Annotated in this window: 10 protein-coding genes and 1 pseudogene; 3 read left to right on the forward strand and 8 right to left on the reverse strand. The window is 36.5% G+C overall.

Annotation, left to right across the window (positions count from 1 at the left end):
- Nucleotides 1–199: 199 nt before the first annotated feature.
- Nucleotides 200–3,043, forward strand: a complete 2,844-nt coding sequence (gene glnE / locus GYY69_RS02760) for a bifunctional [glutamate--ammonia ligase]-adenylyl-L-tyrosine phosphorylase/[glutamate--ammonia-ligase] adenylyltransferase (RefSeq protein WP_174796314.1) — start codon at nucleotides 200–202, stop codon at nucleotides 3,041–3,043.
- A 156-nt stretch (nucleotides 3,044–3,199) separates the two neighbouring features.
- On the opposite strand, the gene ttcA is transcribed toward glnE, so the two are convergent.
- Together ttcA and yeiP are read right to left on the reverse strand one after the other, a co-directional pair.
- Nucleotides 3,200–4,096 carry a tRNA 2-thiocytidine(32) synthetase TtcA gene (gene ttcA / locus GYY69_RS02765; protein ID WP_174796315.1) on the reverse strand — a complete coding sequence of 299 codons (897 nt, stop codon included), beginning with the start codon at nucleotides 4,094–4,096 and terminating at the stop codon, nucleotides 3,200–3,202.
- Nucleotides 4,097–4,110: 14 nt separating this feature from the next.
- Nucleotides 4,111–4,683: an elongation factor P-like protein YeiP gene (gene yeiP / locus GYY69_RS02770; protein WP_160432338.1), complete on the reverse strand. Its 573-nt coding sequence runs from the start codon at nucleotides 4,681–4,683 to the stop codon at nucleotides 4,111–4,113.
- Nucleotides 4,684–4,798: 115 nt separating this feature from the next.
- On the opposite strand from yeiP, the gene GYY69_RS02775 reads away from it, so the two are divergent.
- Both GYY69_RS02775 and GYY69_RS02780 read left to right on the forward strand, forming a co-directional pair.
- Nucleotides 4,799–5,065 carry a YkgJ family cysteine cluster protein gene (locus GYY69_RS02775; RefSeq protein WP_174796316.1) on the forward strand — a complete coding sequence of 89 codons (267 nt, stop codon included), beginning with the start codon at nucleotides 4,799–4,801 and terminating at the stop codon, nucleotides 5,063–5,065.
- A gap of 202 nt (nucleotides 5,066–5,267) precedes the next feature.
- The gene (locus GYY69_RS02780; RefSeq protein WP_174796317.1) at nucleotides 5,268–6,716 is read left to right on the forward strand and encodes an amino acid permease; all 1,449 of its coding nucleotides are present in this window, start codon (nucleotides 5,268–5,270) and stop codon (nucleotides 6,714–6,716) included.
- Nucleotides 6,717–6,833: 117 nt separating this feature from the next.
- Here the strand turns inward: GYY69_RS02780 and infA are convergent, their stop codons facing one another.
- The 6 genes and pseudogenes from infA to bamD all read right to left on the reverse strand — a co-directional run.
- On the reverse strand, nucleotides 6,834–7,052 hold the full coding sequence (infA, locus tag GYY69_RS02785; RefSeq protein WP_025315083.1) for a translation initiation factor IF-1: 219 nt from the start codon (nucleotides 7,050–7,052) through the stop codon (nucleotides 6,834–6,836).
- 227 nt (nucleotides 7,053–7,279) lie between these two features.
- Nucleotides 7,280–7,933, reverse strand: a complete 654-nt coding sequence (gene nadD, locus GYY69_RS02790; RefSeq protein ID WP_174796318.1) for a nicotinate-nucleotide adenylyltransferase — start codon at nucleotides 7,931–7,933, stop codon at nucleotides 7,280–7,282.
- On the reverse strand, nucleotides 7,927–8,931 hold the full coding sequence (gene holA / locus GYY69_RS02795) for a DNA polymerase III subunit delta (protein WP_174796319.1): 1,005 nt from the start codon (nucleotides 8,929–8,931) through the stop codon (nucleotides 7,927–7,929). The genes nadD and holA overlap by 7 nt, the downstream gene beginning before the upstream one ends.
- Before the next feature lie 7 nt (nucleotides 8,932–8,938).
- Nucleotides 8,939–9,433 carry an LPS assembly lipoprotein LptE gene (lptE, locus tag GYY69_RS02800; RefSeq protein WP_174796320.1) on the reverse strand — a complete coding sequence of 165 codons (495 nt, stop codon included), beginning with the start codon at nucleotides 9,431–9,433 and terminating at the stop codon, nucleotides 8,939–8,941.
- Between the two features lie 35 nt (nucleotides 9,434–9,468).
- Nucleotides 9,469–12,051 carry a leucine--tRNA ligase gene (leuS, locus tag GYY69_RS02805; RefSeq protein ID WP_174796321.1) on the reverse strand — a complete coding sequence of 861 codons (2,583 nt, stop codon included), beginning with the start codon at nucleotides 12,049–12,051 and terminating at the stop codon, nucleotides 9,469–9,471.
- A 376-nt stretch (nucleotides 12,052–12,427) separates the two neighbouring features.
- Nucleotides 12,428–13,150, reverse strand: a pseudogene (bamD, locus tag GYY69_RS02810) (outer membrane protein assembly factor BamD); the annotation flags it as partial.
- Nucleotides 13,151–13,154 lie beyond the last annotated feature (4 nt).

Consider the following 13,154-nt stretch of genomic DNA (forward strand, 5'->3'; position numbering starts at 1 on the left):
AAAATGTGTATTGTTGATATGGCAAAGATAAGACTAATAACTTGAAACAGTTTTTATTTTTTGTATGCATTATCTATTATTTTTCTGCAAGTTTTCATTTTGTATATAAAATACTATATCAATAGTAAAAGTTATTTATAATATGGTTCTATTTTAGTGATTTTACTTTTAGTAAAAATATTTCTAAGAGAGTTTACCCATGTTGGAACTTAACCACTTGCTTTCCACTTTGCTTGAACAGCAAAAGCAAAAAATTACCTTTCAACTTAAGCAATGCACCCCAAATGAGGTGGAAGCTAATCTTGATATTTTAGTACACAGTGATTTTTTGGTGGATGCTTTTTATCAATTTCCACTGTGGCTTTCTGACATCGTAAAAAATCCACCACAAGCCGACGAAAGACGATATTACCAAAATTGGTTGAGTGAAAAATTAACAGCAGTTTCAGATGAAACTGAATTAATGAAGATATTAAGACAATTTCGTCGTTATATTTTAGTCCGGTTGGCGTGGTCTCAATTAACACATAGCAGCAATGATGAGCAAATTTTATTACAATTGAGTGAACTGGCAGAGGTGATCATTATTACAGCTCGTGATTGGCTCTATGAGCTTAGTTGTAAAGAGTGGGGAACACCTTGTAATTGTCAAGGTGAGCCACAGCCATTATTGATTTTAGGGATGGGCAAACTAGGCGGGGGAGAACTTAATTTTTCGTCTGATATTGATTTGATTTTTACTTATCCGGAGCATGGGCAAACACAAGGAGGGCGGAGAGAGTTAGATAATGCAGTATTCTTCACTCGATTAGGTCAACGTTTAATTAAAACACTTGATCAAATTACTGAAGATGGTTTTGTCTACCGTGTAGATATGCGTTTGCGCCCGCTTGGTGATGGAGGGCCTTTAGTATTAAGTTTTGCGGCTATGGAAGATTATTACCAAGAACAAGGACGTGACTGGGAACGCTATGCGATGGTTAAAGCAAAAGTACTAGGTGATGAGCAAGCACCTTATGCTAAAGAGCTTTACCAAATGCTAAAACCTTTTGTGTATCGTCGTTATATTGACTTTAGCGTCTTACAATCATTGCGTAATATGAAAAGCATGATTGAACGTGAAGTCCGTCGCCGTGGTTTAAAAAACAATATTAAACTTGGGGCAGGTGGCATCCGTGAGATAGAGTTTATTGTACAAGTTTTTCAGCTTATTCGCGGTGGTCGAGTGGTGAACCTACAAACTCGTTCATTATTATCTGCTTTACAGGTCATTGAGAATGAACAATTACTGAGCGATCAAGAAGTATCGACGTTACGCGAAAATTACCTTTTTTTGCGCCGTTGCGAAAACTTATTGCAAGCGATTCGTGATGAGCAAACCCAAACACTCCCAGAGGATGATCTTGATCAGTCACGTTTAGCGATAAGTATGGGTTTTAATAATTGGTTTGATTTTGCAACTGAATTATCGACACGAATGCAAATTAATCGTTTAATATTCAATGAACTTATTGGAGAGGTAGAGCCTGAATTTTCCTCTAATGATAAACAGCATAATGATCAATTTGATGATCTTTGGGTACCAGATCTACAATTAAATGATGTGATGGCAATACTACCTAACTATTCAGATAGTGAGGCAAATCAATTTTGGCAGATGCTTGTGCAATTTAGAGATGATATAAGTAAACGAACAATTGGTGTTCGTGGACGAGAAATACTTGATCAATTAATGCCAAGACTATTAGAAGCTTGTTGTGCTGACAAACAAGCATTAATGGTATTACCAAGAATTTTACCATTGATAATTAATATTGTTAGTCGCACGACTTATTTAGAGTTGTTATTGGAGTATCCGACTGCATTAAAACAGTTAATTCGTTTATGTAGTGCATCGCCAATGATTAGCGATCAACTTGCTCATTATCCTATATTATTAGATGAACTTATTGATATCAATTCGCTGTACCAAACCGTTGCACCTAATGAATATAAAAGCCAGCTTTATCAGTATTTATTACGCATTCAGTTGGATGATGAAGAACAACAACTTGAAGCTTTACGCCAATTTAAGCAGATGCAATTACTGCATATTGCAGCAGCAGATGTTGAACAAGTCTTATCAACCATGAAAGTCAGCGATCATTTAACCTATGTGGCTGAGGCATTACTTGATTTTGTTTTACAAATGGCATGGAACCAAATGCTTGCTCGTTATGGCAAACCAGAGCATTTGGGCGATAATGATAAAGGCTTAGTTGTGGTTGCCTACGGTAAATTAGGTGGCTGGGAGCTAGGTTATGGGTCTGATTTAGATCTGGTTTTTTTACACGATTGTCCAGTCAATAGCATGACTAATGGAAATAAACAGATCGATAGCCGTCAATTTTATTTGCGTTTAGTTCAGCGAATTATTCATTTATTTAATGTGCGTACTAGCTTTGGTATTTTATATGAAATCGATGTAAGGCTTCGCCCTCAGGGCGATGCTGGGCTACTTGCATGTAGTTTAGATTCGTTTGCAGATTACCAAATGAATGAAGCGTGGACATGGGAACATCAAGCATTAGTGCGAGCTAGAGCAGTCTATGGTGAAGATAAATTAATAAAACGCTTTAACCAAATTCGTCATAATGTACTTTGTAAAAAGCGTGATGAAAACACACTAAAAACTGAAGTTCGGCAAATGCGTGAAAAAATGAGAAGTCATCTTGGCACGACACAAGCTAAATTATTTAATTTAAAGATTGACGAAGGGGGAATTGGGGATATTGAGTTTTTATCGCAATATCTTGTGCTTAATTATGCTCATCAATATCCTAAAATGACGGCTTGGAGCGATAATGTGCGAATTTTAGAACTTGCGACAAATTATCAAATCATGAACAGTTATGAAGCACAGCTGCTAACACAAGCTTATATCGACATGCGCAATAAAATTCATCAACTAGCCTTACAATTACAACCTAGCACGGTTGATAACTCACTTTTTATACAAGAAAAACAAATAGTCAACCAATGCTGGCAAAAATGGTTAACTTAACGGGTTAAATATTGATATTTTATTTCAAGTATGGCTGATCTTAAACTTTTTTAAAATATCAGCTTGTTAAGTTTGTTGTGTAATATAAATAAAAGTTAATGCCACACTAGTGGCATTAATTGAAAAATAACTATTATCGATGGTGATATTAACGAGTTATTTTGCTTCTTTCCATAAAATCATATCTTGATCTTTAAGCTCTGAAGCATCAAAGCCTCCGATTGGTGTGATATCTTCACGGTCAAAAGCGATATCGCCACCATTAACAGCAAGATCACCTTTTTTAATTCCTTTAAAATCAAACAAATTGGTATCACACAGATGGGATAGGGTGATATTTTGTGTTGCTCGGAACATGGTTTCAATGCGTCCGGGGAACTTTTTATCCCATTCATTGAGCATTTCTTTAATTACTTGCCTTTGTAAGTTCGGTTGTGAACCACAAAGGTTACAAGGAATAATCGGAAATTGTTTAATTTCAGCGTATTTGGCAATGTCCTTTTCTTTGCAATAAGCTAGTGGTCGAATAATGATATGTTCACCTGAATCATTCATTAGCTTCGGTGGCATTGCTTTGAGTTTACCGCCATAGAACATATTTAAAAACAGTGTTTCTAAAATATCATCACGATGATGACCAAGGGCAATTTTTGTTGCGCCAAGTTCGGTGGCTGTGCGGTATAAAATTCCTCGGCGCAGCCGTGAACAAAGCGAGCAAGTTGTTTTACCTTCTGGGATCTTTTCTTTGACAATACCATAGGTATTTTCTTGCACGATTTTGTATTCAATACCTAGGGATTGTAAATATTGAGGCAAAACGTGTTCGGGGAAACCAGGCTGCTTTTGATCTAAATTAACGGCAATTAGCTCAAAGTTTATTGGTGCGCTGATTTTCAAGTTAATTAGAATATCAAGCAAAGTATAACTATCTTTACCACCTGATAAGCAAACCATAATACGATCACCTTCTTCGATCATATTAAAGTCAGCGATTGCCTCGCCAGTCAAGCGACGCAATCGTTTGTGTAGTTTATTTTGATTATATATATTCATTAGAGTTTTATTGGTTATTCGGCACGGCTCATATAACGGCGTTCAGCAATATGAATTTTAACTTTTTCGTGGTTATCAATATATTCAGGAACTTGGATAACAAGTCCGGTTGATAACGTAGCTGGTTTAGTTCGCGCACTGGCTGACGCCCCTTTAATACTTGGCGAAGTTTCAACAATTTCGAGATCAACCGTTTGCGGTAATTCTAAAGCAAGGACTTCACCATCCGCCATTAGCACTTGAATACCATTCATACCACCTTCAGGAATAAATAATAGCTCATCTTCTATTTGCTCTTTTTTGAAGATATAAGGCGTAAAATCTTCGTTATCCATAAACACATATTCATCGCCATCAATATACGAAAAACTAACAGGACGGCGCGATAGTTCAATTGTTTCGAGGATATCATCACCTTTAAAACGCTCTTCAACTTTACCGCCATTTTTGACATCGGTAAAACGCATTTTATAAAGTGTACTTGCACCACGAGCACTTGGGCTTTGGACATCAATATCTTTAACCAGTAATAATTTGCCATTAAAGGCGACTGCATCGCCACGTTTTATTTCATTTGCTTTAGCCATAATATTTATTCTTCACAATTAATAAAAAGAGTTAAAAATTAGCTCGCTATTTTACCGCTAACTTGCTATTGTCACCATCAAAATTTATTCAAGCACCTTAAATTAAAGAAAAACTATGGCAGATTTATTCAAATGCAGGCAAAACTGTGGTGCTTGTTGTATTGCGCCATCGATTTCATCAACTATTCCTGGTATGCCTAAAGGGAAGCCTGCTGGCGTTGCTTGCATTCATTTAGATAATAATTATCGATGTAAATTATTTTTACACCCATCAAGGCCTACAGTTTGTGGTCGATTAAAACCTAGCATCGAAATGTGCGGTAATAATAGAATGCAAGCGATGAATTATTTAACACAGTTAGAACAGCTAACTAAAGGTTAAGTATTGCCTAAATTTAACAAAACAGTCCGATTATTAGAATTATTTATCTCGCACAGTAGTTTTTTTGATAAACTTCCCGCACTTCATTATTTAGTGATAAATATCAATAAATTTTTGAGATAGATTTTAGCCACATATATCTTTATACATCAAATAAGTGGCTAATTTTACAGATAAATTTGATCTTTTTAGACAGAAGAAAATGATTATGAAAAACAAATTAAAACGAGATTTAAAAGCCCGCCATTTAGCCATGATAGCTATTGGAGGCTCGATCGGAACTGGGCTATTTGTCGCATCAGGGGCAACCGTTGCTCAGGCAGGTCCTGGAGGTGCATTGCTTTCGTATGCCATTATAGGTGTGATGGTATATTTTTTAATGACCAGCCTTGGTGAGCTAGCAGCTTATTTGCCTGTTTCAGGTACTTTTGCAACTTATGGTTCACGTTATGTCGATGAAGCCTTTGGTTTTGCCATTGGTTGGAACTATTGGTACAACTGGGCAATTACGGTTGCTGTAGATTTAGTTGCAGCTCAATTAGTTATCTCTTATTGGTTTGATGCAGGACCTTATAGCTGGTTATGGAGCTTATTATTTTTAAGTATCATCTTTTGCTTAAACTATATTTCAGTTAAAGGTTTTGGTGAAGCAGAATTTTGGTTTTCATTAATTAAAGTTGTTACTGTGATTATTTTTATTGTAGTTGGTTTATTAATGATTATTGGCATCTTTCGAGGCGTCGAAGTGGCTGGTTGGCAAAATTGGACTATCAAAGAAGCGCCTTTTGCGGGTGGGTTTTCATCAATGATTGGTGTAGCAATGGTGGTTGGATTTTCATTCCAAGGTACTGAATTAATAGGTATTGCAGCGGGTGAATCAAAAGATCCAGAAAAAAACATCCCTAAAGCTATGCGACAAGTATTTTGGCGAATCTTGTTATTTTATATCTTTGCGATTTTAGTTATCAGCTTGATTATTCCTTATACTGATCCTAATTTACTACGTAACGATGAAACTGATGTCAGTGTTAGTCCATTCACCCTTGTATTTGAACATGCAGGATTATTATCTGCTGCGGCATTAATGAATGCAGTTATTTTAACATCCGTATTATCTGCGGGTAACTCAGGGCTGTATGCTTCAACCCGCATGCTATATGCACTTGCTAAAGAAGGTAAAGCGCCTAAAATATTTGCAAACTTATCATCATCAGGGGTGCCTCGTGCTGCGTTGTTTGCAACAACATTTGTGGCCATGCTTTGTTTCTTAACCTCGATGTACAAAGATCAGGCTGTTTATTTATGGTTGCTTAATATGTCAGGTATGACAGGCTTTATTGCTTGGCTAGGAATAGCGATTAGCCATTATCGTTTTAGAAAGGGTTACACTATTCAAGGTAAGGATGTTAATCAATTACCGTATCAATCAAGTTGTTTCCCATTTGGCCCTATTTTCGCTTTTGTATTATGCTTAATTATTACCCTTGGTCAAAATTACGAAGCTTTCTTGCAAGATACCATTGATTGGAATGGTGTTATTGCGACCTATATTGGTATACCATTATTTTTAATGATTTACTTTGGCTACAAGCTAGTGAAAAAGACAAAATGGGTTAAATACGAACAGATGGACTTTTCTAAAGAAGATTAATTCGCAAGTTTAGTCCCAATTTTTTACTTTTCCGTCGACTAAAGTCGACGGTTTTTTATTAAAAAAGAGAGAAATAAACTGTTATATAGTTTTAAATAGTTTATCTTGATAACGATATTAGCGACTACGGAAGATGATACGTGCTTTAGACAGATCATAAGGTGTCATTTCAACAGTAACTTTATCGCCGGTTAAAATACGAATATAGTTTTTTCGCATCTTACCAGAAATATGTGCAGTAACGACATGACCATTTTCAAGTTCAACACGAAACATCGTGTTTGGAAGTGTATCAAGTATAGTACCTTGCATTTCAATGTTATCTTCTTTTGCCATTGGGGCCTCTTAATAATAAATACAAATTAAATATATTTAACTGACTAACTGTTTTGCTACGTTTAAGTGTTTAACGGCAAAACAATAACGTGCTATTACCATCTGATTGATGTTGTATTAGATGACTAAGCAAAGTTAAGTATAAACACAAAAAAACTGAATTTAAAATATATAAACACAGCGGCGAAATAATGCCGAAAAAACTGTCAGAAGTAAAGCCCTTTCTACTATTTCTTTGCACAATAAAGTTCTTGCTGCTGAATATAATGCCACACTTTGGCTGGCAACAAATTTTCACAACTGGCTTGATTGTTAATATTTAGTCTGATTTCAGTCGCTGAAATGTCTTCAAGTGGTGTATGCGCAAAAAAAATATAACCATGCGGTGAGTCATGCAAATCTTGTGCATTTAGGGTGTTATGCATCTCAATCCATTTCTGTAGTTCAATATTATTGGTATTTTTTGCATAACCCGGCCTACGACAAATGAGTAAATGACAATAATCAAGTAACGTTTGCCATTTATTCCAAGTTGGCAAACTCAATAATGAATCTTGCCCCATAATAAAAGCTAATCCTTCACTATCCCCATTTTCTTGTCGCCAAGCTTGAAGCGTTTCAATGGTATAAGAAGGACGGGTTGAGACTTTAGGTAAAAGCTCTCTTACATCTAACGCAAATAAGGGCAAATCTTCAATGGCTAATTTTAACATTGCCAAACGTTGCTCGGTACTCGCTTCGGGTTGTGGTTTATGTGGTGGAATATGATTGGGCAATAAGCTAATTTGTTTTAACCCAACTTCGCTAGCTAACGAAATAGCAGGGCGAAGGTGTCCATAATGTATCGGATCAAAAGTTCCACCTAACAACGCAGTTAACATTTATTTAATCCCATAAACTGCATTGATAAGCTAAACATAGCATCCCATATTTGTGCTTGATTATCATGTTTTAAACTAATTTCGACTTCAGTCAGTTTGGCTAATAAATTAAACAGGCTTTTAAGTTGGCAACGGTTTAGATAATTAGTATAAATCGTTCTTTTATTTTGCCAAATCTTATATTCATCAAAAACTTGTTTCAATGATTTTTGTTGCAATCCTTTTTTTAAATTGATCATCAATATCAACTCGCGTTGAATAATCCGCAACAAAATTAACGGTTCAAATTCATTTATTTTTAACTGCTGTAAAATGTGAATAGCCCGCTTATTTTTATTGGCAATCATTGCATCAGTCCAATGATAGGGTGTAAATATCGCTGAATCATTAATATTACTTTCGACTTCATCATACGAAATGCTCTGATCGGGATACAGCAATTTTAGCTGGGCAATAATTTGCGTTAGCGCCAGTAAATTACCTTCGTAATAATAGCAAAGCAATTCAATTGCTTTTGGGTCAATGATTATATGTTGTTGCTGCAAATGATTTTTAATCCATTGCGGTAACTGCAACGTATCTGGCGTGGTACAATTAACAACCGTTAGCTTATCTGATAATGCCTTATACCAAATAGTATTTTCTTGCGATTTAGTGATTTTATTAAGCGTGATTATTAGCGCAATATCAGGGGTTAAAACTTCACTTAGTGTATTGAGTTTTGTGGTAATACTTGCATTTAACGAACCGTCACCAAAATCAAGTAAAATTAAAGTATTGGTAGAAAATAGATTCATCGCCTGACAGCTATCAAAAATTGCGGTCCAGTCGGTTTGATTATCAATAACAAACGTAAGCTGTTCATCAAAACCTGCGTGAGTAAAAGCTTTCCGTAACTCAGTTTTCGCATAATGTTGTAAATAAGGATCACTACCTAAAATTAAATAATAGGGTGATCCTAATTTATGATTAATTTGATCGACACTAATTTTAATCATGACAACGTTAATTTACCGCATCAATCGATTTTAATTTACGGATGATTTGTTTAGCAGCTTGTTTAAACATCTCGTTTTCAATTAAATCTTGCTCAACAGTTTTGGCCAACGCTTCAGATGGATTATCAAAAAATGTCCTAAATACACGTATACTAATTGGATATATTTGTTGACCAGCAATAACAACTTGTGCTTCAACGGTTAATACCAATTGATACTCAGCTGCTTTACCATCTTGATAAATCGAAATAGTATTGCGGCTTAGATTTTCGCTTAACATTCTTAACGATGGTACCTGACTTGTAGCATTATTAGTAGTTAAAGTCACTTTGTTATCGTGTAATAACTCTTTAATATCGCGAGACAGTCGGCCATAAGGGTCATAGCTTACATAAGACATCGTTTTAAACCGCTCAGGCACTTCTGTTTCATGCTGCAAATGAAATCCACATCCTGTTAAGGATATCGCTAATAACATAAATAATGCTAAATACTTTTTCATATCTATAACCGCCTAAATTTAGTTATTAAACAATATTAACCCACAACAAGATTTAATAATTTACCTGGAACGTAAATTACTTTACGGATAGTAACATCGCTCAAGTATTTTTGGATGTTAGGCTCTTGTTTCGCTTGCGACACAACAAAATCTTGATCGGCATTAGCTGGCACCGTAAATTTACCACGGACTTTACCGTTGATTTGCACAACTATAAGTTTTTCATCCTCGATCATTGCTGATTGGTCAGCAACAGGCCAAGTTGTATTATCAATCGATTCGTTATGGCCTAAAGCTTGCCACATAGCAAAACAAGCGTGTGGCATCATAGGGTAAAGCAAACGAACAATCGCATTTAATGCCTCACTCATTAGCGCACGATCTTGTTCGGTTTCTTGTGGTGCTTTTTGTAAGCGGTTCATAAACTCCATGACAGCGGCAATCGCGGTATTAAACGTTTGGCGGCGTCCAATATCATCACTCACTTTCGCAATGGTTTTATGTAGCTCACGGCGTAATGATTTTTGTTCACTATCTAAGGCTGTAATATCAAGTTTAGCGATTTGACCTTTTTGGGTATGTTCATACACTAAACGCCACACACGTTTAATAAATCGGTTAGCGCCTTCAACACCAGACTCTTGCCATTCCAATGTCATATCCGCTGGCGAAGCAAACATCATAAACAATCGAACTGTATCGGCTCCATATTTTTCAACCATTTCTTGAGGGTCGATACCATTGTTTTTGGATTTTGACATCTTCGTCATACCCGCATGGACTAGCTCATTGCCATGTTTGTCAACGGCTTTAGCAATGCGACCTTTTTCATCACGTTCAATAGTGACTTCGGTTGGTGAAACCCAAATGCGTTCATTGGTTGGACTGGTATAATAAAACGCATCGGCTAATACCATGCCTTGGCATAGTAAGCGTTTTGCTGGCTCATCGGACGAAACTAAACCAAAATCACGCATTAATTTATGGAAAAATCTAAAATAAAGCAAATGCATAATCGCATGTTCAATACCACCGACATATTGATCGACAGGCAACCAATAATTAGCTGCTTTTTCGTCTAACATACCTTTGTCAAATTGTGGACAAGTATAACGGGCATAATACCAAGATGACTCCATAAAGGTATCAAACGTATCGGTTTCACGTAGAGCAGGCTGACCGTTCACCATTGTTTTTGCCCAGTTAGGATCGGCCTTAATTGGACTAGTGATACCGTTCATTTCGACGTCTTCTGGCAAAATAACCGGTAACTGATCTTCTGGTGTTGGAATAGTTGTACCGTCTTCAAGCGTCACCATTGGGATAGGCGCACCCCAATAACGTTGGCGTGAGACGCCCCAATCACGCAAACGGTAATTAACTTTTCGTTGACCAATGCCTAACGCAATTAATTTATCGGCAACAGCATTAAATGCTTGCTCAAAATCCAGACCATCAAACTCGCCAGAATTAAATAATTTGCCATGTTCAGTATATGCTTTTTCAGACAAGTCGGGTGCATTGCCGTCTTGAGTTAAAATAACAGGATTAATTGGTAAATTGTATTTTGAGGCAAACTCATAATCTCGTTCATCGTGACCCGGTACCGCCATGACTGCACCAGTACCATATTCAATTAACACGAAGTTAGCAATCCAAACAGGGACTTTTTTTCCTGTTAATGGATGGATAGCATAAAAGCCCGTTGCAATACCTTTCTTTTCCATGGTTGCCATATCGGCTTCGGCTGTTTTGGTATTTTTACATTCAGCAACAAATTCAGCAATTTTAGGATCGTTTTTTGCTGCTAATTGTGCAAGAGGATGCTCTGCGGCAACTGAGACAAAGCTCACCCCCATTAAAGTATCGGGGCGTGTTGTATAAACACGTAATTTATCTGCATAATTTTCAACAGCAAAATCAAACTCAACCCCTTCAGAGCGACCAATCCAGTTACGTTGCATAGTTTTAACTTGCTCTGGCCAGTCCTCTAAGATATCTAAATCATTAAGTAGCTCTTCAGCATATTCGGTGATTTTAATAAACCACTGCGGGATCTCTTTGCGCTCAACAGGAGTACTACAACGCCAACAGCAACCTTCAACCACTTGCTCATTAGCAAGTACGGTTTGGTCATTTGGACACCAGTTAACCGCAGATGTTTTTTTATAAACTAGGCCTTTTTCGTATAACTTGGTAAAAAACCATTGTTCCCATTTGTAATATTCTGGACGGCAAGTTGTCACTTCGCGATCCCAATCATAACCGAAGCCTAAAAGCTGTAATTGCTTTTTCATATAGGCAATATTTTCGTAGGTCCATTTTGCCGGTGCAGTATTATTTTTAACAGCAGCTCCTTCAGCAGGTAAACCAAACGCATCCCAACCAATTGGTTGTAGTACATTTTTACCATTTAAGCGTTGGTAACGTGAAATGGTATCACCAATGGTGTAATTGCGAACATGACCAAGATGCAAACGCCCAGACGGGTAAGGTAGCATCGATAAACAGTAATATTTTTCTTTTGATGGATCTTCGGTAACGTGAAAAGTTTTATTGTCTTGCCAGTGTTTTTGCACAGTGGCTTCAATTTCATCTGGGCGATATTGTTCTTGCATGACCAGTTAATGTCCTATCTATTATTGCTAATAAAAATATGTTGCTAATTGTATTGGTTATTGACACGTTTTACAAACGATATATGAATCAAGATATTGATTTCTTGCGGTAGCAAATTTAAAGAATAATAAATTGTAAACTATTGAGTATATTTTATTGCTAATGTTAAATAACATGCTTAAACTGTAACAGTTTAGGCATAAAGGGTGAGAATAAAAAGAATTAATTGCTATTTAAGCCTAATTAAATAGCAATTGAAGTCATACAAAATTAGCCAAAAACGGGATCTTAAATTTAGAATATCTAACCACCATTAAAAATGCTGGTAAAGCGTGATAATAACGAACGTTGTTCTTCTTTAGGCATATTTTCAAGATTTGCTAGAATCAACTGTTCGACTTTTTGGGCTTCATCAACTAGGCCTAACTCGTTATAGGCATTGCGCATTAAAAGCAATGCTTCTTTAGTTGAATCGGTATCTGGAAACGTAACTAGCATTTCTGTCACACGATTAATCACTGCGACATAAGCGCCGCGTTTTGTATAGAACTGCGCAATTTTTAATTGATAGCGAGCCAATCTGTTTTTCAAAAACACAAGGCGTTTTTGCGCATCGGCGGCATATTGACTGTTTGGAAAGCTTGTCGTTAAATAAGTAAAATCCTTAAACGCTGCTGCGGCATAATCAGCATCGCGATCTGAACGATCAACGTTGAACCACCCTTGAATCATATTATCATCTTGCGCCATATTCGAAATACCGCGCATATAAATAACCCAATCAATGTTTGGATGCGTTGGATTTAGTTTTAAAAATCGGTCAATTGACGCAACAGCTAGTGTTAAATCACCTGATTTATAGTAAGCATAAATCAAGTCAAGTTGTACCTGTTGAGAATAGGGACCAAATGGATAATTCTTGTCCAAAGCCTCTAAGACAGTGATACTGGATTTAATATTACCATTCTCGAGATATGATTTCGCTTTGTTATGTAGTTCAATTTCGGGCATATTTTCAACATCGGACTTGGAAGAAGTACAGCCAATTAACATACCACTTAAAGCGATAGCTAACAAAGAGTGTAAACGCAATTTCATTCAG

Origin of the sequence: Gilliamella sp. ESL0250, from assembly GCF_013345045.1 — a bacterium.
In the GTDB taxonomy this organism is placed as follows: domain Bacteria; phylum Pseudomonadota; class Gammaproteobacteria; order Enterobacterales; family Orbaceae; genus Gilliamella; species Gilliamella apicola_H.